This window comes from Streptosporangium sp. NPDC002607 (genome assembly GCF_053592655.1).
This window is the reverse complement of the sequence record NZ_JBSFWD010000060.1, coordinates 1-21,037: the sequence shown is the minus strand read 5'-3', so window position 1 is coordinate 21,037 and position 21,037 is coordinate 1. Positions and strand designations below refer to the sequence as shown.

The window sequence follows — 21,037 nt, the reverse complement described above, 5'->3', positions numbered from 1 at the left end:
GCGGAAGAGGGTCGAGCACGGCCGCGACTCCGGTCAGCCGGTCCTGGTGGCGAATGGGCCGCCGGCGCCGAACGCGAGCCGCGCGAAGTTCTCGCCGATGCGGCGGTGTCCTGCGGGGTCAGGGTGGACCTCGTCGGGCAGCGGCAGTTCGGCGTAGTCCGTCTCGCCGTAAAGGTCGCGGCCGTCGAGGTAGTGCAGGTTCGGGTCGTCAGCCGCCCGCTGTTCGACGATCCGGGCGAGTTCGTCGCGGATGACGTTGAGCGTCAGACGCCCGGTGGCGCGTTCGGCCGGGTCGCCCGTGGCCTTGAACCGCAAGGTCCCGCCGTCGAAGTCGGGCGCGAGGGGGCCGGGGGTGTCCTCCTGGACCGGGCACAGGATGGAGGACACGACCAGCAGCGGCGTGGTCGGATGTCCCTCGCGGATGGTGTCGAGGAAGCCATGGGCCGCAGGGGTGAAGGCGCGCAGGCGCATCACGTCGGTGTTGACGACATTGATGCCGATCTTGATGCTGATCAGGTCCGCAGGGGTGTCCCGCATCGCGCGGGCGGTGAACGGGTCGAGCAGCGCGCTGCCGCCGAATCCCAGATTGACCAGTTCCACTCCGCCCCGGGCGGCGGCCAGGGCCGCCCAGATGGCGGTCGGGTTGGTGGCGTTCGAGCCGTGGCTGATGGAACTGCCGTGGTGCAGCCACACCCTGCGCCCGCTGTCCGGCGCCGGCTCGACCGGGGCGTCGGTGCGCAGGGCGATCAGCTCGGTGATCTCGGTATGAGGAAGCCAGATCTCGACGTCCTTGTCACGCGCGGGCAGACCGGTGAACCGGGCGGTGCCGTGAGGCCCTTCACGCAGTTCGACGGACTGGGTGGCCATGTCGATCGTGCGGACCTTGCCGCCGGTCACCGTGGCCTGGGCAGTGAGACGGCCGTCGACCAGCAGGTCGTATACGCCGTCCGGGGTCGGGAGACCTCGGTAGGCCCTCTTGGTGGGCAGCGTGTCCAGTTCGATGATGGTGGCCCGGGTGCGGAAGGCCAACCGCACGCCGGACGACTGGGCCTCGGCCACGGCCAGTTGGTCGTCAGGGATCTGCCGACGAGCCCGAGCGGGCAGCCGGTGCGGCAGCAGGCCGTGCGCCGTGCGTTCCACGTCGAGGACGCCGCGCAGGATGTCCGCGGTGACGGGTGTGGTGATCCAGTCGTGCTCGGTGTTCATTGCCTCAGCCTGTTGATCAAGATTTTCGGATTGTTCGGATGCGCCGGTGCGCGGCGCGGCCCCCTGATGGTCAGGGTGCGGTCCAGTTCCGCAGCAGGGCGTCCAGGGAATCCACGATCCAGGACCAGGATTCCTGTGGATCGACTGCGGTATGGCTGAAGCCTCCGCCCATCTCCAGGCTGACGTAGCCATGGAAGACGCTGCCCAGCATCCGGACCGCGTGCGTCTGGTCCGGCTCCGTCAGGTCGTAGCCGCGCAGGATCGCCCGTGTCATCTGCGCATGCCTGACACCGGCGCTGGCGGCCGCCGCCTTGGGGTCGAGCCTGAGCTGGGCGGCGGCGTAGCGGCCGGGGTGCTCCCGGGCGTAGTCGCGGTAGACGTTCGCGAAGGCGGCCAGGGCGTCCTTGCCGGCGCGCCCGGCCAGGGCGGCGGCGACCCGGTCGGCGAGTTCCTCCAGGGCGAACAGGGCGATCCTGGTCTTGAGGTCCTGGGAGTTCTTCAGGTGCGAGTACAGACTCGCGACCTTGACGTCGAACCGCCGGGCGAGCGCCGAGACGGTCACCTGGTCGAAGCCGACCTCGTCGGCCAGCTCCGCCCCCGCCCGGGTCAGGCGTTCCGCGGTCAGCCCTGCTCGAACCATAACCTTCCTCCTATCTGGCGACACTCATTATGCATTTGCCTAATTGCTTTAGGCAAATTAGCCTGCCGTTCACGAAGCCGCCGACTGAGCAGGAGATCCGTACCGCGTTCGTGAACCGCACCAAGGGCGGAGCGAAGCGCCTGAGTGACCTTCTGAAGCCGGTCGCCAAGTTCCCCCGCGATCCCGCACCGCGATCGTTCCACCAGCCTGTGCTCACGCTCACCCACGACGTCAAGCCGGGCGAGGAGCCGGACTACATCCCCCGCCTCACGCGGGTGCTCCGGCTCAGCACGGCGACGGGCTACCGGCTCACCGTCCCCGGCGCGGCACACCTCACCTTCACCGAGGCCCCGCTCTACCTGCCGCCCCTGCCCGCGCTCGTCGGCTCCCTAGGCCGAACCGCCGGCCGCGGCTCACCGCGGCGGCCACCGCCGCCTTCCTGGACGCCACACTCCGCGGCAAGCCTGGCGACCTGGCCGCGGCCCTATCCAGGTACGGCCACCTGACCGTCCAGTAGGAGCGGCGCCGTCGGCTGAGGCGGCTCGGGGACACCGATGGTCCAGAACTCCCGAAGCCCCGGCGAGGGGCAAGGCGGGGGATCGTTGCGGTCAGCCAGTGGGCAGTCCGACGCGAGCGGTCTGAGCGCCGGCCTCGAGTTGTGGGCGCGGGCGTGGCGGATCTGCTCGGCAGGGGTTTCCCCCCCGGTCCACGAGCACCCCGCGGGTCGAGCGGCACGAGGACCGCTCGATGGTGACGCTGACTCGACGCGCCATGGTCGAGGCGCTCCTCAGTTATTAATCTACATTGTAAAGGCGTCCGCTCGGTTTCACGATAAAAGTCCACAACGACATACCGCCGAGGTGGCGACAGGCCTTTCCGGAGTACCGCAGGCCGATGCTTTCGCCTTTGACCCTCCCGGCAGCGGCTGGAGCACCTGCAGCGCACTACTGGCCGCGCCGCCACAGCGTGACCAGAACCTGTATCGCGTGTGAGATGGAACGAGTGAGGTCTCCGGTAGGTGGTCCCAGTGGTAACGACGCGGGAAACAACGGACACGCAGGTCAGCGGCCCACCTTCCAAGCTGTGCCCGAAGCTCCTTAAGGGAGCTCTGACCTGCGTGTCCGTTGAAAATCTCGCCGATACCACCGGGACCTCTCCCCGGTCCACCCGTACGGGGCAAGCGCCCTCGGTCCCCGCGGGCCTCTGCTACACGTTCCTGCGCACCCCCTTGGCGAGCTCGGTCGTGAGCGTCCGGACCGCCGCGAGCCCGGCCGTCTCGTCGGGTGCGTCGAGCATCGCCTTGACGAAGGCGGAACCGACGATCACACCGTCCGCGAAGCCCGCGACCTCGGCGGCCTGCTCGGCGTTGGAGACGCCGATGCCGACGCAGACCGGGAGTTCGGTGGTCGCCCTGGTGCGTCGCACCAGGGCGACCGCGGCCTCTCCGACGGAGGCGCGGGTGCCGGTGACCCCCATCAGCGAGGCGGCGTACACGAATCCCGAACCGGCCGCGGTGATCTCCTTCAGCCGCTCGTCCTTGCTGCTCGGCGCGACGACGAAGACGGTGGCCAGGCCTTGCTTCTCGGCGTGCTCGCGCCAGGTCGCGGATTCCTGGACGGGCAGGTCGGACAGGATGCAGCCCGCGCCGCCGGCCTCGGCGAGTTCGGTGGTGAAGCGTTCGATGCCGTAGCGGTCGATCGGGTTCCAGTACGTCATCACCAGGACGGGCTTGCCCGTGGCGGCGTGTGCCTCGCGGACGGTGCGCATCACGTCGGCGATCTTGAGGCCGCCGCGCAGGGCGATGTCGTCGGCGGTCTGGACGACCGGTCCGTCGAGCACCGGGTCGCTGTGCGGCAGGCCGACCTCGACGACGTCCGCGCCGGATTCGAGGACCGCCTTGACCGCCTCGATGCCACCGTCGACGGTCGGGAAGCCGGCCGGGAAGTAGGCGATGAGCGCGGCGCGGCCCTCGGACCTGGCCTGGACGAGGGTGTCGCTCAACAGCTGGATGTTGCCACTCACTTCGACTCTCCTTCGGCGGCGTCGTACAGCCCGAAGTAACGGGCGGCCGTGTCCATGTCCTTGTCGCCGCGCCCGGACAGGTTGACGATGATCAGCCCGTCCTTACCGAGCTCCTTGCCGACTTCGAGGGCCCCGGCGAGCGCATGCGCGCTCTCGATCGCCGGGATGATGCCCTCGGTCCGCGAAAGCAGCCGAAACGCCTGCATCGCCTCATCGTCGGTGACCGGGCGGTACTCGGCGCGGCCGATGTCCCTCAGATACGCGTGCTCGGGCCCGATGCCCGGATAGTCCAGACCGGCCGAGATCGAGCAGGGCTCGGTGATCTGGCCCTCCTCGTCCTGCAGGACATACGACCGCGAACCGTGCAGGATGCCCGGCTCGCCCGCGGACAGCGAGGCCGCGTGCTCACCGCTCTCCACGCCGTGCCCGGCGGCCTCGCAGCCGATGAGACGTACGCCGCTGTCGGGAAGGAAGCCGTGGAAGAGACCGAGTGCGTTCGACCCGCCGCCGACGCAGGCGATGGCCGCGTCCGGCATCCGCCCGGCCCGCTCCAGGATCTGGCGGCGGGCCTCTATGCCAATGACGCGGTGAAAGTCGCGCACCATGCCCGGGAAGGGATGCGGCCCCGCAGCCGTGCCGAAGACGTAGTGCGTCCGGTCGACGCTCGCGACCCAGTCCCTGAACGCCTCATTGATGGCGTCCTTGAGCGTGCGGGAACCGGACTTGACCGGGATGACCTCGGCACCGAGCATCCGCATCCGGGCGACGTTGAGCGCCTGCCGCTCGGTGTCGATCTCGCCCATGTAGACGGTGCATTCGAGACCGAACAGCGCACAGGCCGTCGCGGTGGCGACGCCGTGCGAGCCGGCGCCGGTCTCCGCGATGACCCGGGGCTTGCCCATCCGTTTGGTGAGCAGGGTCTGCCCGAGCACGTTGTTGATCTTGTGTGAGCCGGTGTGGTTCAGGTCCTCCCGCTTGAGGAAGACCCGCCCACCGCCGGCGTGCTCGGCGAATCGCGGTACCTCGGTGAGCGCACTCGGGCGCCCGGTGTAGTTGACGAGCAGATCCTCGAACTCCGCGACGAACGCGGGGTCGGCCTTGGCCTTCTGGTACTCGACGGCGACTTCGTCCACGGCGGCGACCAGGGCCTCCGGGATGAACTTGCCGCCGAACGCACCGAAATACCCTTCGGCGCTGGGGACTTGACCCTCCGGGGCCGGGATAAAGAATTCACTGGACATGCGACATGCTCCTACGCCGAGGCATACGCCCTGGATGTCTGGCTTGTGATGGTCACGGAACACGTATCCGCGCGGCGGGGTGGACAGGCCTTTTCCCCACCCCGCCCCTTCCTGAAAGGCGTGAGCCCACAAGCAGCCCGGCCGGCGTCTGAGGCCACTGCCGAAGGGCGTGCCTGGAGATCTGGGACAGCGCCCCCAGTTTCGGGAAGGGCAGGGTGGGGGAGAAGAAATCCCCTCAGACACCCCGCGCAATGCGCGGCGCGCAAGGCCATCGCATCCCGTTGACCTGACCAGGATCGGAGCCAATCACATATCGCACCCGGCGGCCGTGCACGCGCCGCGCAGGCGCCCGGCAGCCGCGAGGGCGGCAGCCAGCGGCAAGGCGGGCGGCAATGGGCACGACTGAAGCCTAACAGCACTCGTACAGGCCGTCCTCGTCCTGCAACTCAGCGAAGAGGGCCGCTACTCAGGATGAGAAGAGCCTGGCGACCTGCTTGTTTCAGTCGACCTCGCCATCCTGCTGACTGCCGGGATTCGACTGCGTTGCCTGGTGCGGGCCGTGGATTTTGCGCGCCGTACGGTGGGCCCCGGTGGAGATGCCCGGTGGCCTGCTCCGGTCCGGGTGGACGCCGAGCCGGGCTGTTGTGCCTGCTCATGGCCTTCTGGTGGGCGCGGCCTCCGCAGCCAGGGAGTAGTGGCCCATCGGCACTCTTGTATCGAACATGTGATCTAAAAATTCTAGGACCAGGGCCTCGGCCAAGGTTACGATCTTGCTGTTCGCCGGCCGTGTCGATCGGCCGGCTCTCCACGCTGACGGGGCGCGAAGGCGCCCCATGACTGGACGGGAGATCGCCCTTGAGGCGTGCACTGATCGCGTTGGGTATCGGCTTGAGCGTGTTGGGTTCCACTGTCGTCACCGGGCCGGCACAGGCCGCGAGTGTGCTGGTGGTCCCGTTGGCTCCCACGGTGACGACGGCTCAGCAGGTCGCGAGGTTCTGGCTCGCCGACGGGGCCGCCAACCTGAAGAACGCCACACCATACGCCGTGCGGACCGCGGTCGCCGGGGAACGCCTGTCCACGGACATCGTCCCGGACGGCCCCCCGGCTTCCATCCCACCACTGGAGGGACCTGCCTCGCCGGAGGGGGGAATGCCCACGACCTCGGGCAAGGTGTTCTTCATCGGCAGCGACCTCCAGCCGCACTGGTGCACCGGCACGGCCATGCACTCGAAATACCGGAACCTCGTCGCGACGGCAGGTCACTGCCTGCTGGACGTCGAGGCCCCGGCCGGCCCGCTCGCCAAGTGGGTCTTCGTCCCCGGCTACTCCGAGGGCACGACCCCTTTCGGCCTGTACGTCGGGAAGCAGGGCCTCGTTCACTATGACTTCGGCGACATCCGGGACTACGACCGCGACCTCGCCTTCGTCAACGTGTACAACGGCGTCGTCCTCTCTTCTCCGGACGTGCTGACCGATACCGGGAGGCTGGCCGACAACGTCGGCGGCCAGGGGGTCGCGTTCAACCAGCCGCTCGCGCCCACGGTCGACGTCTTCGGCTACCCCGCCGGCCCCAACCCCGACGGCAGCCGGCCCTACCCGGGTGAGAGCCTCGAACGGTCGACCGGATCGACGTTCGCGATGAAGGCCACGGGCCTCCCCGCGGACCGGCCCGTCGGGGTGGACTCCCCGTTCACCGGTGAAGGCTCTCTCGGTTCCTCGTGGCTGACCCAGTACACGGACGACACCCGCACCGGCTATCTCAACGGCATCACGATCAGCGTTTCCGACACCGATGGCGACAACCGGTACGACACCGGCGTCTCACCGTACTTCGACGGTGAGTTGTACACGGTCTACCAGAAGGCCGTCAACCTCTGGACCGGCTCCATCCGCTCCATCGCTTAGACGGTCCCGCCCCCGCCGCGTCCGCCCAGAGGGCGGGCGCGGCGTCATGGTCTATCCGCGGTGTTCCGGCTCATTGTGAATTCAGGGCGGCCCTCAGCACTCCGGGAGCCTGGAGCAGGGACGGTCCGTACCAGGTCAGGTGCCGGCCGCTGACCAGCGCGGCCGGTATCGAGGGGAAGAAGCCGGGACCGTCGCGTTCGGTGAAACGGTAGGGCTCGTCGGGCAGGACGACGAGGTCGGCGCCCGCCGTCAGCAGTTCGGCCAGAGCGACCTTCGGGTAGCGCTCGGGATGGTCGACGTAGAGGTTGTGAATGCCCAGCTTGAGCAGCACATCGCCCGCGAAGGTGTCGCGGCCGAGGACCATCCAGGGTTTACGCCAGATGGGGATCACCGCCCTCCGCACCTCGCCGACCGGCGGAGCCGACCACGCTCGCTCCGCGGCGGTGAGCCAGTCCGGCTCGGGCAGGGCACAGGCGATCGTGAGCATCCGCCGCAGGGAGACGAAGGCCTCCTCCAGGGTGCGGATCCTGGTCACCCAGACCGACACCCCGGCCGAGCGCAGCGCCTCCAGGTCTGCGGCGCGGTTCTCCTCCTCGTTGGCCAGTACAAGGTCCGGCCGCAGCCCGGCGACCGCGGCCAGGTCGGGGTTCTTGGTACCCCCGATCCGCCGCACCGTCAGGCCTGCCGGGTGGGTGCACCAATCCGTCGCGCCGACCAGCAGTTCGGGGGCGGTCTCGGCAAGTGACTCGGTGAGCGAGGGCACGAGCGACACCACGCGGCATACGTCGCCGCGCGGCGCGAGAGGAGCGCCGAGATCGTCGAACATCACCGATGTCCTCCGTTCACGAAAGCGGAACCGACCCGACCTCCAGCGAGCGCCTGAAAGGAGTCACTTTACCGCGCCATATCCGGATGGGTGATGGACTCACGGACGAACCCCGGCCACGCGACGCTGCGCCATCACAACGCGGCAATCGGCTGCCTGCGAGCGGGCGGCTTCTCGATCGCCGGCGCGGCACACGCGTTCTCGGTGCTGGACAGCTACATCTACGGGTTCACGCTCCAGGAGCTCAGCCTGCCCTTCACATCATCCGTTGGCCTCGAGGACGTGGCGGGCTCGATCCTGAAGCGGCTGCCCCGCGACGAGTTCCCGCACCTCGCCGAGATGATCGCCGACCGCGCCCTGAAACCTGGTTATGCGTACACCGAGGAGTTCGACGTCGGACTCGACCTGATCCTCGACGGACTGCGGCGACAGCGCGAAAGCTGGCGGTAACCCGTCAGCCCGGTCCCGCATCGAGCCGGCCCAGATGCGGGGCGGTGGACTGCCCGCCTCGGTCGACGGCCTGCGCTTCGTCGTCCCCGTCAAGAGCGTCAACACCGGCCCCTCACCCAAGTACTACGGCTACAAACACGGTGTGACCTGGCTCAACGCCGTCAACGACCAGGTCGCGGGAATCGGCGCGATGGTCGTACGCGGCACCCCGCGCGACCTCAAGCGGATCGCCACCCACTGGCCAGGTCCGCGCCTACGACCTGCTGTGCATGTTTGGACAGCGGTGGTCACTTTCCGGGATGCGCAGCGTGCGCAATCGCCTCCCCCCGATCGGGGCGTTCACTAAAACGAACACTAGGTTCACTATCTTGATAGTTCGGTATAGTGAACGTATGGTTCATTCAATCGAGACTCTTCAGGTAGGCGCACAGGTCAGCGCCTATCTCGATGACACCTACCTGGAGCAGGTCGACACGCGGGTGATCGCGGTCGGCGAGAGGGACGGAACGCCATGGGCGGCCGTCAAGCACTGCCTGTTCCACCCACAGGGCGGGGGCCAGCCCGCCGACCGAGGGTGGCTGGAGGACACAGAGATCATCCCGGTCCGGGACCGCGAGTCGGGACTGGTCGTGGCGATGGCGCCCGAGGGCGGCGGCCTTCTGCCCCTCGCCGAGAGGCAGAAGGTGCGAGCCCGGATCGACCTTCAGACCCGGACAGCTCACGCTGCGCTGCACACGGCCGGACACCTCGTCGAAGCGGTCGGGCGGATGCAGGGGTGGGAGATGGTCGGCAGCAACCATTTCCCCGGTCAGGCACGCATCGAGTTCCAGGCGCCCCAGACGGACACGCGACTGGCCGACCCGGAAGGGCGGGAGGAGGTGACCGCCGCGCTGCGCGCCGCGGCGGCGGCCGCGGTCGCTGACGATCTGCCGGTCTTCGCACGGTGCCTCGCCGACGGGCGGCGCGTGGTGCACCTGGACGCGCTGCACGCCGCGCCGTGCGGGGGCACGCACGTGCGCAGCCTCGGCAACCTGGCCGAAGTGGTGCTGCCGACGCTGAAGGCCAAGAAGGGCCGAATCCGCGTGTCCTACACCGCAACGCACAGGAGCCGCTGATGACGCCCCTGCCGTCCGGCCGCCAGCCGGTGAGCAGTACCGCAGCCGCGGTCGGCGCGAAGATCCGCTTGCGCCGCCAGCAGCGCGGCATGAGCGCCGCGGAGATGGCCCGGCGCGCCGGGCTGAGCAAGGCCACGCTGTCGCAGCTGGAGGCCGGCAACGGCAATCCGACGATCGACACCCTGGATGCGATCGCGATCGCCCTGCGCATCCCGATCGCCGACCTGCTGGCGCGTGACGCCGACACCGGGCCGGTCTTCCGGCCCGGCACGGACATCGAGCCCGGCGAGGTCTCCCGGGAACTGCTGCGCCGCATCAGCAGCGGCAACAGCCTGGAGATCTGGCGGCTGCGCATTCCGCCCGAGACCGAGCTGCCCGGCGTCCCGCACGCCACCGGCACGATCGAGCACCTGCTCATCGCCACCGGGCACGTCACCGCCGGCCCCGTCGACGCCCCGCAGGATCTGGGCCCCGGCGACATGCTCGCCTTCGCCGGGGACGCCCCGCACTTCTACCGCACCGGCGCCGAGGAGGTGGACATCACCGTCGTCTTCGCCTCCCCCATCAGCAGCTGAGACCAAGGAAGAGCACTCATGAGCACCACCATCGCCATCACCCCCTCCAGCCGTGCCTTCATCAGCGACAACATGGCCGGGGCATCCCCGCAGATAGCCCAGGCCGTCGCCGACGCGGCCGCCGGGCAGGTCCTGCCGTACGGCAAAGACCCCTTCACCGACAGCGCCCGCCGCAGGCTCAGCGAGATCTTCGAGCGGGACGTCGATGTCTTCCCGGTCTCCACCGGGTCCGCCGCCAACGGCCTGAGCCTGGCCGCTCTCACCCCGCCGTGGGGCAGCGTGCTCTCTCAGCCCGACAGCCACATCAACCACGACGAATGCGGCGCTCCGGAGTTCTTCACCAACGGCGCCAAGCTCGTCGGTGTCCCAGGCCCCGACAGCAAGATCGACCCCGAAGCGCTGCAGGCGGCGGTGCGCCGCCGGGCCGGTGACGTGCACAGCGTGCAGCCGTCCGCGGTGAGCATCAGCCAGGCCACCGAGAGCGGCAGCGTCTACACCCTGGAGGAGATCCGCCGCCTGTCCGCCATCGCCAAGGACGCAGGACTGCGCGTCCACATGGACGGCGCGCGCTTTGCCAACGCCCTGGACCATCTCGGCGCCACCCCGGCCGAGATGACCTGGAAGGCCGGCATCGACGTCCTGTCCTTCGGCGCCACCAAGAACGGCGCGATGACCGCCGACGCCATCGTCTCCTTCGACCCCGCACTCGCCACCGAGCTCGCCTTCCGCGCCAAGCGCGCCGGCCAGCTCGCCGCCAAGATGCGCTTTCACGCGGCCCAGATCGACGCGTACCTCACCGACGGCCTGTGGCTGCGCAACGCCCGCCAGGCCAACGCGATGGCCACCCGGCTCGGCGACGGCCTCAAGGCCATCCCCGGCAACGGCCTTCTGGCCACGCCGCAGGCCAACATCCTCTTCTGCCGCCTGCCCCAGCAGGTCACCGAAGGGCTCCTCGCCGAGGGCTACGCCTTCTACCACGACCGCTGGGAACCGGGGATCGTCCGGTTCGTCACCGCCTTCTCCCACAGCGCCGATGACATCGACCAGCTCCTCGACGCGGTCCGCCGCCACACCCGCGCACCTCGGACATGCGGGTGAGCCCGGGGTCGGTGGCCCCGGCGATCAGCACCGCGAGGATGTTGCGCTTGAGCTCCACCGACCAGGTCGACTTGCGCCCACCGGCGTGGGGGAAGCAGGTCAGAAAGTTCGTGCGCGCGTCCAGCTCGATCGGGGGCGAACATGATCGACCCATGGCCGGTTTCTTCCTGTACCTCGGCTGAACCCGCTATCGGCCGCGGCCGCCCCTCCCGCGTAAGGGGTCGCGTCGAGGCCTCATCGGGGCTCGGGCTCGGGCCTCCTCGTCGGCTGAGTGCGCCGATCGGCCGGTTCAGCGGACTCGGTCGTAGACCATGGCGATCTCGCCCAGCTCGCCGGTCTCCTGGTGTGTGAGCGTCCACTTCGACGCCGGCAGGCCGTCGTCGAACAGTCGCTGCCCACCCCCGGCGATCTCGGGGAAGATCATGAGGTACAGCCGGTCGAGCAGGTCTGCCGAGAGAAGCGCCTTGATGACGCTCGCGCTGCTGTTGACGAGGATGTCGCCCTCACCGGTGGCCTTGAGCTCGGCGACGACGTCCACGGCGGGGGCGTTCACCACGCGGGTGCGTTCCCACGGCGCTTCGGTCAAGGTGGTCGACAAGACCACCTTTTCCGTGTCGACCAGCCACTTCGCGTATCCGCGGTCACGCGGATCGGCGTTCTCGTCTTCGGCGACCGACGGCCAGTACCCCATGAATCCCTCGGCATTGAGCCGGCCGAGCAGCGCCGTCGTCGCGCCCTCCCAGATGCGGGTCATGTGGTCTCGCGCGACCTCGGTGGTCACATACGGAGCGAACGCCCCGAAATCGCTGGGCCCGCCGGGACCGTTGTAACGCCCGTCGAGGGTGAGGCTCAGGTTCGCGGTCACCCTGCGGCCGGTCGAGTTGGTCATTGCGTGCTCCTTGTGTCGGTGTCGTGCCCGGTGTCGTCGGTGCTGTCGGTGCTGTCGGAATCCGCGGCGAGAGTCGCCGCGAGCTTGTCGAGGCTCTGGCCGAAGCCGATCTCGATGCCTGCGATGAAGTCCGCGGAGTCGACTGTGCTGTCGGTGATCCGGAAGTGGACGTCGAGGTCTGTGCCGGTATCGGTGGGCCGGAGGCCCAGGTCGAGGTGGGCGGTGAAGGCAAGGCCGCCGTCGGGAAGCAGCGGGGAGAGCCGGTAGGCGAGGCGCTCACCGGGGCGTACGTCGTCGACGACCCCCTGCGCGCGCCCGGCGAGCAGGTCGGAGCCGTCGGCGTCCTCGGCATCGCGGTACTCATGGACGATCCGCCCACCCGGCCGCGCCTCGAAGACGAGCTCGGAGACGCGCAGGTCATCGGGCGTCCACCAGCGGGCGAGCAGGGAGGCCTCGGTCAGATGGCGCCAGACCAGCTCGGGGCGCCCCGTCAGCGACCGGAGGAACCTGAACGAGCGGTCGTCGGCCCATCCCGGCTCCTTCGCGGCGAGCCGCTCTGTGTGGAGGCTGAGCCCGTAGCGGTCGTAGGTCTCGCGCGAGCCACCGGCCTGGTCCGCGGTGTCGGCGAGCCGGCTGAGCGCAGCCGCCAACTCCCGCAGAGGACCGGGTCGGAGCGCGTAGATGCGGCGCTGGCCGGTGCGCTGGGAGGTGACGACGCCGGCGCGCTCAAGGGCCTGCAGGTGCTTGGTCGTCTGCGGCTGGCGCGCCTCGGCGAGCCGGGCGAGGACACCGACCGGGCGGGGCCGCTCGGCCAGCAGGCTCACGAGCCGCCAGCGGGCCGGGTCGGCCAGTGCGGTGAGGAGTGCGTCCATGGAAAAAAGTATTCACCATAGAGAATATTCGTGTCAAGGAATATCTATTGCCGAGGTCGAACGGTGCGAGCGGGCCCGGTCGGCCGCGGCGGTGATCGTGTCGCATGGGACTGGACACTTGACCGGCTTCCAATACATAGGTATAGCATGCCGGACATGCGACCAATATCTGAAGGGGATCTGACGGCGCGCGCCCGCATCCGCGATGTCGCGATGGCCTTGTTCGCCGAGCAGGGAGTCAAGGCCACCACGATCCGCGGGATCGCCGAAGCGGCCGGCGTCTCGCCCGGCCTGGTGCAGCACCATTTCGGCACCAAGGAGGAGCTGAGACAGGCTTGCGACGCCTATGTCCTCAGTTATGTTCGCGAGCAGGTCGGCGTGGGCGTCACCGGAGGCAACCTGGAAAGGCCGGAATTCATCGAGACCGTCCATCGGACCGCGCCGCCGCTGATGAAATACCTCGGCCGGGCGCTCGTGGACGGCTCGCCCGGAGCCGCCGCCATGTTCGACGAGCTCGTGAGCGTGACAGAGGACAATCTGGCCCGCGGCGACCACTCCGAGGCCGACCACCGCGCCCGCGCGACCGTGCTGACGGCGATGAAGCTGGGCATCACCGTGCTGCACGAGCATGTCTCCCGTGCGCTCGGCACGGACCTTTACGCCCCGCAGGGCGCGCTGCGCGTCGGCAAGGCCCAGCTCGACCTGATCAGACCGGAATTCCTCGGCCGCGAACTGTTCGAGCAGGCGCGGACGGGCCTGGAGAAGTTCGAGGGACAACAGTGAACGCCGCAGTGCGCACGGACGGCCTGATCAAGACCTTCGGCCAGACCAGGGCCCTGGCCGGGCTCGACCTCACCGTCAAGACGGGCGAGGTGCACGGCTTCCTCGGCCCCAACGGCGCGGGCAAAACCACCACGATCCGTATCCTGCTGGGCCAGATGCGCGCCGACGGCGGCCGGGTCGAGTTACTCGGCGGCGATCCCTGGCAGGACGCCACAGAACTGCACCGAAGACTTGCCTACGTGCCCGGCGACGTCACGCTGTGGCCGTCGCTGACCGGCGGCGAGGTCATCGACCTGCTGGGCAGGGTACGCGGCGGCCTCGACCCCGGGCGACGCGCCGAGCTGCTAGAGCACTTCGAGCTCGACCCGCGCAAGAAATGCCGCACCTACTCCAAAGGCAACCGGCAGAAGGTGGCGCTGGTGGCCGCTTTCGCCTCCGACGTGGAGCTGCTGGTGCTCGACGAGCCGACCTCAGGCCTTGACCCGCTGATGGAGACGCTCTTCAACGAGTGCGTCCTGCAAGAGAAGCGCAGCGGCCGCACCGTACTGCTGTCCAGCCACATCTTGTCGGAGGTGGAGGCGTTGTGCGACCGCGTGAGCATCATCCGCGCCGGCCGTACCGTCGAATCCGGCAGCCTGGCCGACCTGCGTCATCTCACCCGTACCTCGGTGAGAGCCGAGCTGATCGGGCCCGCGCCCGGCCTGGCCACGCTGCCCGGCGTGCACGACCTCGCCGTGGACGGCACCCGGTTGCGCTGCCAGGTGGACGGCGACGCGCTCACGCCGGTGCTCGCCGAACTGGCCCGGGCCGGCGTGCGCACGCTTACCACCCACCCGCCGACGCTGGAGGAGCTGTTCCTGCGCCACTACGAGGGAGCCACGAGATGACCGGCACCTGGACACTGATCCGGCTCATCGTGCGCAGGGATCGCGTGCCGCTCCTGGTGTGGATCGCGATCAGCGCGGTGCTGCCGGCCGGCATCGCCTCCTCCACCACGGCCCTGTACACCGACCAGGCCGCCCGCGACTCCTTCGCGGCGGCCTCAATGAGCAATCCCGCGCAGTTGGCCACCCGCGGCCCCATCTACGACGCGAGCGTCGGTGGCCTGACCGCCTGGACGCTCGGCTCGTCCCTCGCGCTGATCGGCGGGCTGATCAGCATCCTGGTGATGATCAGGCACACCAGGGGCGAGGAGGAGACCGGCCGGCGGGAGCTGCTTTCCTCGGGCGTCGTCGGCCGCCACGCCCCGCTGGCCGCCGCACTCGCGGTCGTGCTCACCGCCAACCTGCTGCTGGGCCTGCTGGCGGTACCCGCCCTGGTCGGCAACGGTCTGCCCGCGGGCTCCTCCCTGCTGTTCGGGCTCTCCATCGCCGCGGGCGGCTGGGCGTTCGCGGCCGTGGCCGCCGTCACCGCGCAGCTCACCGCCGCATCCGGTACAGCACGCGGCATCGCGATCGCCGCCGGCGGCCTGCTGTTCGCGCTGCGTTCGCTGGCCGACGCCGGCGGCATTGCATGGCTGGCGTGGCTGTCGCCGTTCGGCTGGGTCCGGCTGACCAAGCCCTACGCCGGCGATCAGTGGTGGGTGCTGGGGCTGATCGCGGTGTTCGTCGCCGCTCTGGCCGCGGCCGCGTTCGCGTTGTCCACGCGGCGTGACGTGGCCGGCGGCCTGGTTCCCGCTCGCCCCGGACCCGCCGCCGGGGCGCTGTCGGGCTCGTTCGGCCTGGCCGCTCGCCTGCACCGGGGCACGCTCGCGGGCTTCGCGATCGGTTTCGGCCTGATGGGCGCGCTGCTCGGCGTGGCGGCGCGCGGGCTGGACACCCAGTTGGACACGCCGCAGTTCCGGGAGCTGGCCGCGACCGTCGGCGGCGCCGACGCCCGCATCTCGGATGTGTTCTTCACCTTCGTGATGTACGTGCTCAGCCAGCTCGTCGCCGCAGCGGCGCTGGTGTCGGCGCTGCGGGCCCGTGGGGAGGAGGCGGCGGGCCGGGCGGAACTGTTGCTGTCCACCCCGGTCGACCGGCTGCGTTGGGGGTTGAGCCACCTGACGTTCGCCATCGCGGGCCCCGCGCTGCTGCTGGCCGTGCTGGGTGCGGCGGCGGGTCTCAGCTACGACGGCGACATGGCCCGCGTCACCGCGGCCACGCTGGCCTACCTCCCCGCTGTCTGGACCGTGGTCGGGATCACGACGCTGCTGTTCGGCGTGCTGCCCCGGCTGGCGACCGCCGTGAGCTGGACCGTGCTCGGCCTCTTCCTGCTCGTGGACCTGCTGGCGGAGTTCAAGCTGGCCGGCGGATTCGTCCTGGAGCTGTCGCCGTTCGTGCATGTACCGGCGATGCTGCTGGGCGGCGCCTCGTCACCGGTGGTGCCGCTGCTTGGACTGACTGTGGTGGCGGGAGCCTTGACGGCGGCGGGGCTGGCGTTCCTGCGCCGCCGAGACCTGGCGCCCTCCACCTGAAGCCGTTCCTGGCGCACCGGGCAGGCCGAACGCATGACCAAAGATGCCGGAACTCCTGGCCGGCGCAGCTAAATCCAGAAATCCGCCGGCAGCGATGGTCTTCTCATCGTGCTCGCGCGGCATCCGCAGGGACTCCGAACACACCATCGCCCGCATCTGGTGCGAAACGGTCGGCTCGGCATTCGTAGCGGGATAGTCAAAAGTGACTGCTCATGCCGTCGTCAAGGGCGTTTACCTGCCCTGGCCCAGTCCACTTCTCCGGTGCCGTTGAGCGGAGCCCGAGATCAGCACCTTCACGAAAAGGGCTTCCGCCGCGACGATCAGAGGTTGAGGCAAACTCATCCGGAGAAGGAGGCGTGATGTCGCATCTCTGGCGCGGCTGGTGTTTACTCCGCCCTGGCGTCCTGCTGTACGGCGGAACCATCGGTACGACCCAGCTGCACGCACACCATGCGGTCCACCTGATCGTCTCCGCAGAGCCCTTCACCGTGGCCGATGCCCATGGCCGGCGGCTGACCACCCGGACCGCGGTCATTCCCCCCGACACCGGCCACGCCATACTCACGGGAGCTCGCGGGGCCCTGCTGGCTCAACTCGAACCCGGCAGTTCGCCAGGCCGTTCCCTTCTCACCCATTCGGGTGCGGGGGTCAACGCCTCGACCTGGGGTCCACCCTTCCCCCACCTCACACAGGCCGGCCCAAGCCCGAGACACCGCCAGGTGGCGGCGCCGCTCACGTTCACGAAACCCTCGAACGGCCACGAACACTCCGTCGAGGCCGCGGCCGCCCTGAAGATCGTCGAAGACTGGACGGGCCAACGTAGTGCCGAAGAAATCCCGATTCACCCGGCGGTGGAGATGGCGATCGCCGTGATCCCCACTCTCCTGATCGAGGGGCCGGTGCGTCTTGGCGTGGTTGCGGCCGCGGTGCACCTGTCTCCAAGCCGGTTGGCGCATCTGTTCAGCGCACACGTAGGGATTCCACTGCGACCCTATGTGCGCTGGCAGCGCATTCAGCATGCGATCAGGCTGGTAGCCGCAGGAGAGACGTTGACGATGGCCGCCCACAGCGCCGGATTCACCGACGGGTCACATTTCACCCGGGTCTTCAGGCACAACTTCGGGACCGCACCCTCCACGCTGGCCGCCGCCATCGACTGGCTGCCCTGAATCGACACGTTCGTACAAGCCCTGACCGCATCGGCGCCGCATCCTTGGGACGTACGAACGTCTCCCGAGACGCAGCCAGGGCAGGTATTCGAACCCCCGAGGAAAAGGTCGCGATGCTCAATCTGTCGATCATTCTGGAAGACAGCGCCCGCAATGCTCCAGACCGCACCGCCCTGGTCTTCGGCGACCTGCGTCTGCCGTACTCCATGGTGAACTCCATCGCGAACCAGGTGGCCAACCTCCTGATGGCCAGGGGGATCGGCAAGGGCGACAAGGTCGCACTGCTCTGCCCGAACCTGCCCTACTTCCCCTTCGTCTACTTCGGCATCCTCAAGGCCGGGGCGACCGTGGTCCCGCTCAATGTGCTGCTGCAGCCGCGCGAGATCGCCTACCACCTGACCGACAGCGACGCCAAGGCGCTCTTCTGCTTCGAGGGCTCCGAGCTGCCCATGGGCGCGCGCGGGCGGGAGGCCTTCGACGCCGCCGAGGGCTGCGAGCTCTTCTTCGTCCTGCCCGCCACGCCGCTGGCCACCGAGTCGGAGCACGGCGAATCGTTCTGGGCGGCGCTGGGCGGCATGTCCGGGGAGTTCGAGACGGTGCAGACCGAGCCGGACGACACCGCGGCCATCCTCTACACCTCCGGCACCACCGGTCAGCCCAAGGGCGCCGTGCTGACCCACATGAACATGCTGACCAACACCGTCGTCAGCGACGAGATGTTCCCCACCGATCCCGAGGGCGACGTCTCATTCGCCGTGCTGCCGCTCTTCCACTCCTTCGGCCAGACCGCAGTCATGAATGTGAGCGTGCGCCGCCGCGCTACCCTCGTGCTCCAGCCGCGCTTCGAGCCCGGCGAGGCGCTGGAGCTCATGCGCAGGGAGAAGGTGACGATGTTCGCCGGGGTGCCGACGATGTTCTGGGCGCTGCTGTCGAAGATCCACGCCGATGGGGCCGAGGCGCCCTCGACGCTGCGGGTGGCGGTGGCGGGTGGGGCCTCCTGCCCGATCGAGGTGCTCAAGGACTTCGAGGGCACCTTCGGCATCCCGATCCTGGAGGGCTACGGCCTTTCGGAGACCTCCCCGGTGGCCAGCTTCAACCAGCTCGGGCGGCCCACCAAGCCCGGCACCATCGGCTTCCCCATCTGGGGCGTGCAGATGCGGCTGGTGGACGACGGCTGGAACACCATCGAGGGCGAGGGCCCCGGCGAGATCGCCATCCGCGGGCACAACGTCATGAAGGGCTACTACGGGCGGCCCGAGGCCACCGAGGAGGTCATGCGGGACGGCTGGTTCCGCACCGGCGACATCGCCACTCGTGACGAAGACGGCTACTACGCCATCATCGACCGCACGAAGGACATGATCATCCGGGGCGGCTTCAATGTCTACCCGCGCGAGCTGGAGGAGGTGCTGATGACGCACCCGGCGGTCTCGCTGGTGGCGGTGGTCGGCGTGCCCCACGACTCGCACGGCGAGGAGGTCAAGGCTTACGTCATCCCGGCGCCGGGCGCGACGGTGAGCGAGGACGAGCTCGTCGCCTGGTGCAAGGAGAACATGGCGGCCTACAAGTACCCGCGGATCATCGAGTTCCGCGAGAGCCTGCCGATGACGGCGACCGGCAAGATCCTCAAGCGCGAGCTGCGCTAGGTGTACTCAGCCATCAGGTCGGTGACACACCGTAGCCGGCAGTTGATCAATACGAAGACCTCCGGATGTGGTGAAGACGCCTGTCTTCACCACATCCGGAGGTCTGCATGTCCCACGCCAACGCCCGGCTGACCGGTGGGCGATATCTCACATGCCGGGCCTGCGCGTGCTGGTCACCGATCCTGCGGGTCTTGGGGCGGCGCGGCGGGGAAGACGCAGGTCAGGGCGCGGCGCAGGGTGGTGGCGAAGGATTCGGGGTTGCCGGGCTCGAGCCAGTGCCGCCCCGCCACGCGGATGGCGCCGGCGATCGCGGCGGCCGTGACGGCGGGGAACAGGTCGCGTCCGGGGTCGGTGCCGGTGCGCGCCGCGATCGCCTCGGCCAGCGGGCCCTCCGCCATGGTGAACGCCTTCAGCGCCTCGCCCTCCAGCTCGGGCGTCGACATGATCATGCGTAGGCCGGCCCTGTCGGGCTCGGGGTTGGTGTAGAGCTCGATCACGGCCGCGATGACGGCCTGGTCCAGCGGTTCGTCGGCGGGCCGGGAGCGCAGCGCCTGCCCCGCGCGCGTGGACTGGTCGGCCTGGAAGGCGCAGATCGCCTCCGCCCTGCTGGAGAAGTAGTTGTTGTAGGTACGGGGTGAGACGCCTGCGGCCGTGGCGATGTCATGGACGCGCACCAGGGCCAGCCCGTGGGGGCCCTGCTCGATGGCCAGGCGCAGCGCGGCGTGGCTGATCGCCTCCCGGGTGGCCTGCCTGTTGCGCGCCCGAAGGTCCGGCGCGTCGTCGTTCATGGGTCAACCCTATCCGATACTGCGCGCTGCGCACTAGGTGCGTGACACGCAAGTTGTGGGTAGAGTGCGGCGGGACGCCTGGCACTCACACCTGGAGAGTGCCAATCACAAGGGCGTGTGCCGGGACGACGAGGTCCGCCGGGCAGGTCGTCCACCTGCCCTGCAGGCCGTCCGTCGCGGGCGCCGTCCCGGCAAGCCCCCATCAAGAGCAGGAGAGAGAATGGCTTCGAAGATGATTGCGTTCGACGAGAACGCCCGGCGCGCTCTCGAGCGCGGCATGAACCAGCTCGCCGACGCCGTCAAGGTGACCCTGGGGCCCAAGGGCCGCAACGTCGTGCTGGAGAAGAAGTGGGGCGCCCCCACCATCACCAACGATGGTGTCTCCATCGCCAAGGAGATCGAGCTCGAGGACCCGTGGGAGAAGATCGGGGCCGAGCTCGTCAAGGAGGTCGCCAAGAAGACCGACGACGTCGCGGGCGACGGCACCACCACCGCCACCGTCCTCGCCCAGGCTCTCGTACGCGAGGGTCTCCGCAACGTCGCCGCCGGCGCCAACCCGATGTCCCTGAAGAAGGGCATCGAGGCCGCCGTCGAGCGCGTCAGCGAGGAGCTGTCCAAGCTGGCCAAGGACGTGGAGACGAAGGCGCAGATCGCCTCCACCGCTTCCATCTCCGCGGGTGACCCGCAGATCGGCGAGATGATCGCCGAGGCGATGGACAAGGTCGGCAAGGAAGGTGTCATCACCGTCGAGGAGAGCAACACCTTCGGCCTGGAACTCGAGCTCACCGAGGGCATGCGCTTCGACAAGGGCTACATCGCCCCGCTCTTCATCACCGACTCCGACCGGCTCGAAGCGGTCCTGGACGACCCGTACGTCCTGATCGTGAGCGGCAGGCTCTCCGCCAACAGGGACCTGCTCCCGGTTCTCGACAAGGTCGTGCAGACCGGCAAGCCGCTGCTGGTCATCGCCGAGGACGTCGAGGGCGAGGCCCTGGCCACCCTGATCGTCAACAAGATGAAAGGCGTCTTCCGGTCGGTCGCGGTCAAGGCTCCGGGCTTCGGTGACCGCCGCAAGGCCATGCTGGGCGACATCGGCATCCTGACCGGTGCCCAGGTCATCAGCGAGGACCTCGGCCTCAAGCTGGAGTCCACCACGCTGGATCAGCTCGGCCGTGCCCGTCAGGTCATCGTCACCAAGGACGAGACCACCATCGTCGACGGTGCCGGTGACGCCGAGCAGATCGCCGGTCGGGTCAACCAGCTCCGCGCCGAGATCGACAACACCGACTCCGACTACGACCGCGAGAAGCTCCAGGAGCGTCTCGCCAAGCTGGCCGGCGGCGTGGCCGTCATCAAG

21 protein-coding genes and 1 pseudogene are annotated in these 21,037 nt (G+C 69.0%); 13 read left to right on the top strand and 9 right to left on the bottom strand.

Annotation, left to right across the window (positions count from 1 at the left end):
* Window positions 1-33: 33 nt before the first annotated feature.
* Window positions 34-1,206, bottom strand: coding sequence for a GDSL-type esterase/lipase family protein (locus ACWD3H_RS40460; RefSeq protein ID WP_451958794.1), 1,173 nt, complete (start codon window positions 1,204-1,206; stop codon window positions 34-36).
* A gap of 70 nt (window positions 1,207-1,276) precedes the next feature.
* Window positions 1,277-1,846, bottom strand: a complete 570-nt coding sequence (locus ACWD3H_RS40455; protein ID WP_451958793.1) for a TetR/AcrR family transcriptional regulator — start codon at window positions 1,844-1,846, stop codon at window positions 1,277-1,279.
* Window positions 1,847-1,956: 110 nt separating this feature from the next.
* Between ACWD3H_RS40455 and ACWD3H_RS40450 the strand changes: the two genes are divergently transcribed.
* On the top strand, window positions 1,957-2,352 hold the full coding sequence (locus ACWD3H_RS40450; RefSeq protein WP_451958792.1) for a hypothetical protein: 396 nt from the start codon (window positions 1,957-1,959) through the stop codon (window positions 2,350-2,352).
* 700 nt (window positions 2,353-3,052) lie between these two features.
* On the opposite strand, the gene trpA is transcribed toward ACWD3H_RS40450, so the two are convergent.
* The 3 genes from trpA to trpM form a co-directional block, all read right to left on the bottom strand.
* Window positions 3,053-3,868, bottom strand: coding sequence for a tryptophan synthase subunit alpha (gene trpA, locus ACWD3H_RS40445; protein WP_451958791.1), 816 nt, complete (start codon window positions 3,866-3,868; stop codon window positions 3,053-3,055).
* Window positions 3,865-5,109 (bottom strand): tryptophan synthase subunit beta, encoded by a 1,245-nt coding sequence (gene trpB / locus ACWD3H_RS40440; protein ID WP_451958790.1) that lies wholly within the window; start codon window positions 5,107-5,109, stop codon window positions 3,865-3,867. Before trpB ends, trpA begins: the two co-directional genes overlap by 4 nt.
* A 235-nt stretch (window positions 5,110-5,344) precedes the next feature.
* Entirely contained in the window at window positions 5,345-5,509 is a 165-nt protein-coding gene (gene trpM, locus ACWD3H_RS40435; RefSeq protein ID WP_451958789.1) for a tryptophan biosynthesis modulator TrpM, read from the bottom strand.
* Between the two features lie 494 nt (window positions 5,510-6,003).
* Between trpM and ACWD3H_RS40430 the strand changes: the two genes are divergently transcribed.
* A complete protein-coding gene (locus ACWD3H_RS40430; protein ID WP_451958788.1) occupies window positions 6,004-7,014 on the top strand; it encodes a trypsin-like serine peptidase in 1,011 nt (336 codons plus the stop codon).
* 70 nt (window positions 7,015-7,084) lie between these two features.
* Here the strand turns inward: ACWD3H_RS40430 and ACWD3H_RS40425 are convergent, their stop codons facing one another.
* The gene (locus ACWD3H_RS40425; protein ID WP_451958787.1) at window positions 7,085-7,840 is read right to left on the bottom strand and encodes a helical backbone metal receptor; all 756 of its coding nucleotides are present in this window, start codon (window positions 7,838-7,840) and stop codon (window positions 7,085-7,087) included.
* Window positions 7,841-7,933: 93 nt separating this feature from the next.
* On the opposite strand from ACWD3H_RS40425, the gene ACWD3H_RS40420 reads away from it, so the two are divergent.
* The 5 genes and pseudogenes from ACWD3H_RS40420 to ACWD3H_RS40400 all read left to right on the top strand — a co-directional run bounded on the left by ACWD3H_RS40420 (window position 7,934) and on the right by ACWD3H_RS40400 (window position 11,078).
* Entirely contained in the window at window positions 7,934-8,290 is a 357-nt protein-coding gene (locus ACWD3H_RS40420; protein WP_451958786.1) for a TetR/AcrR family transcriptional regulator C-terminal domain-containing protein, read from the top strand.
* A gap of 25 nt (window positions 8,291-8,315) precedes the next feature.
* Window positions 8,316-8,507, top strand: a pseudogene (locus tag ACWD3H_RS40415) (Tn3 family transposase); the annotation flags it as partial.
* A gap of 175 nt (window positions 8,508-8,682) precedes the next feature.
* Window positions 8,683-9,405, top strand: coding sequence for a hypothetical protein (locus ACWD3H_RS40410; protein WP_451958785.1), 723 nt, complete (start codon window positions 8,683-8,685; stop codon window positions 9,403-9,405).
* Window positions 9,405-9,980: a helix-turn-helix domain-containing protein gene (locus tag ACWD3H_RS40405; protein ID WP_350965962.1), complete on the top strand. Its 576-nt coding sequence runs from the start codon at window positions 9,405-9,407 to the stop codon at window positions 9,978-9,980. Before ACWD3H_RS40410 ends, ACWD3H_RS40405 begins: the two co-directional genes overlap by 1 nt.
* A gap of 18 nt (window positions 9,981-9,998) precedes the next feature.
* On the top strand, window positions 9,999-11,078 hold the full coding sequence (locus tag ACWD3H_RS40400; RefSeq protein WP_451958784.1) for a threonine aldolase family protein: 1,080 nt from the start codon (window positions 9,999-10,001) through the stop codon (window positions 11,076-11,078).
* Window positions 11,079-11,367: 289 nt separating this feature from the next.
* Here the strand turns inward: ACWD3H_RS40400 and ACWD3H_RS40395 are convergent, their stop codons facing one another.
* Together ACWD3H_RS40395 and ACWD3H_RS40390 are read right to left on the bottom strand one after the other, a co-directional pair.
* On the bottom strand, window positions 11,368-11,967 hold the full coding sequence (locus ACWD3H_RS40395) for a dihydrofolate reductase family protein (protein WP_451958783.1): 600 nt from the start codon (window positions 11,965-11,967) through the stop codon (window positions 11,368-11,370).
* Window positions 11,964-12,839: a metalloregulator ArsR/SmtB family transcription factor gene (locus ACWD3H_RS40390; protein ID WP_451958782.1), complete on the bottom strand. Its 876-nt coding sequence runs from the start codon at window positions 12,837-12,839 to the stop codon at window positions 11,964-11,966. The genes ACWD3H_RS40395 and ACWD3H_RS40390 overlap by 4 nt, the downstream gene beginning before the upstream one ends.
* Before the next feature lie 147 nt (window positions 12,840-12,986).
* On the opposite strand from ACWD3H_RS40390, the gene ACWD3H_RS40385 reads away from it, so the two are divergent.
* The 5 genes from ACWD3H_RS40385 (at window position 12,987) to ACWD3H_RS40365 (ending at window position 18,892) form a co-directional block, all read left to right on the top strand.
* Window positions 12,987-13,622, top strand: coding sequence for a TetR/AcrR family transcriptional regulator (locus ACWD3H_RS40385; protein ID WP_355567400.1), 636 nt, complete (start codon window positions 12,987-12,989; stop codon window positions 13,620-13,622).
* Complete coding sequence (locus ACWD3H_RS40380) at window positions 13,619-14,509, top strand: ABC transporter ATP-binding protein (protein ID WP_451958781.1); 891 nt, start codon at window positions 13,619-13,621, stop codon at window positions 14,507-14,509. Before ACWD3H_RS40385 ends, ACWD3H_RS40380 begins: the two co-directional genes overlap by 4 nt.
* The gene (locus ACWD3H_RS40375) at window positions 14,506-16,077 is read left to right on the top strand and encodes an ABC transporter permease (RefSeq protein WP_451958780.1); all 1,572 of its coding nucleotides are present in this window, start codon (window positions 14,506-14,508) and stop codon (window positions 16,075-16,077) included. The genes ACWD3H_RS40380 and ACWD3H_RS40375 overlap by 4 nt, the downstream gene beginning before the upstream one ends.
* A gap of 359 nt (window positions 16,078-16,436) precedes the next feature.
* Window positions 16,437-17,246, top strand: coding sequence for a helix-turn-helix transcriptional regulator (locus ACWD3H_RS40370; RefSeq protein ID WP_451958779.1), 810 nt, complete (start codon window positions 16,437-16,439; stop codon window positions 17,244-17,246).
* A gap of 113 nt (window positions 17,247-17,359) precedes the next feature.
* Window positions 17,360-18,892 (top strand): long-chain-fatty-acid--CoA ligase, encoded by a 1,533-nt coding sequence (locus tag ACWD3H_RS40365; RefSeq protein WP_451958778.1) that lies wholly within the window; start codon window positions 17,360-17,362, stop codon window positions 18,890-18,892.
* A gap of 173 nt (window positions 18,893-19,065) precedes the next feature.
* On the opposite strand, the gene ACWD3H_RS40360 is transcribed toward ACWD3H_RS40365, so the two are convergent.
* Window positions 19,066-19,680 (bottom strand): TetR/AcrR family transcriptional regulator, encoded by a 615-nt coding sequence (locus tag ACWD3H_RS40360; RefSeq protein WP_451958777.1) that lies wholly within the window; start codon window positions 19,678-19,680, stop codon window positions 19,066-19,068.
* Window positions 19,681-19,900: 220 nt separating this feature from the next.
* Between ACWD3H_RS40360 and groL the strand changes: the two genes are divergently transcribed.
* A partial coding sequence (groL, locus tag ACWD3H_RS40355; protein ID WP_451958776.1) for a chaperonin GroEL occupies window positions 19,901-21,037 on the top strand: 1,137 nt, incomplete at its 3' end.

What these genes read in the sequence shown, in the direction of transcription:
- ACWD3H_RS40460 (WP_451958794.1), bottom strand. Translation starts at nt 1,206, where the DNA reads ATGAACACCGAGCACGACTGGATCACCACACCCGTCACCGCGGACATC.
- ACWD3H_RS40455 (WP_451958793.1), bottom strand. Translation starts at nt 1,846, where the DNA reads ATGGTTCGAGCAGGGCTGACCGCGGAACGCCTGACCCGGGCGGGGGCG.
- trpB (WP_451958790.1), bottom strand. Translation starts at nt 5,109, where the DNA reads ATGTCCAGTGAATTCTTTATCCCGGCCCCGGAGGGTCAAGTCCCCAGC.
- ACWD3H_RS40425 (WP_451958787.1), bottom strand. Translation starts at nt 7,840, where the DNA reads ATGTTCGACGATCTCGGCGCTCCTCTCGCGCCGCGCGGCGACGTATGC.
- ACWD3H_RS40420 (WP_451958786.1), top strand. Translation starts at nt 7,934, where the DNA reads ATGGACTCACGGACGAACCCCGGCCACGCGACGCTGCGCCATCACAAC.
- ACWD3H_RS40410 (WP_451958785.1), top strand. Translation starts at nt 8,683, where the DNA reads ATGGTTCATTCAATCGAGACTCTTCAGGTAGGCGCACAGGTCAGCGCC.
- ACWD3H_RS40405 (WP_350965962.1), top strand. Translation starts at nt 9,405, where the DNA reads ATGACGCCCCTGCCGTCCGGCCGCCAGCCGGTGAGCAGTACCGCAGCC.
- ACWD3H_RS40400 (WP_451958784.1), top strand. Translation starts at nt 9,999, where the DNA reads ATGAGCACCACCATCGCCATCACCCCCTCCAGCCGTGCCTTCATCAGC.
- ACWD3H_RS40395 (WP_451958783.1), bottom strand. Translation starts at nt 11,967, where the DNA reads ATGACCAACTCGACCGGCCGCAGGGTGACCGCGAACCTGAGCCTCACC.
- ACWD3H_RS40390 (WP_451958782.1), bottom strand. Translation starts at nt 12,839, where the DNA reads ATGGACGCACTCCTCACCGCACTGGCCGACCCGGCCCGCTGGCGGCTC.
- ACWD3H_RS40385 (WP_355567400.1), top strand. Translation starts at nt 12,987, where the DNA reads ATGCCGGACATGCGACCAATATCTGAAGGGGATCTGACGGCGCGCGCC.
- ACWD3H_RS40375 (WP_451958780.1), top strand. Translation starts at nt 14,506, where the DNA reads ATGACCGGCACCTGGACACTGATCCGGCTCATCGTGCGCAGGGATCGC.
- ACWD3H_RS40370 (WP_451958779.1), top strand. Translation starts at nt 16,437, where the DNA reads ATGTCGCATCTCTGGCGCGGCTGGTGTTTACTCCGCCCTGGCGTCCTG.
- ACWD3H_RS40365 (WP_451958778.1), top strand. Translation starts at nt 17,360, where the DNA reads ATGCTCAATCTGTCGATCATTCTGGAAGACAGCGCCCGCAATGCTCCA.
- ACWD3H_RS40360 (WP_451958777.1), bottom strand. Translation starts at nt 19,680, where the DNA reads ATGAACGACGACGCGCCGGACCTTCGGGCGCGCAACAGGCAGGCCACC.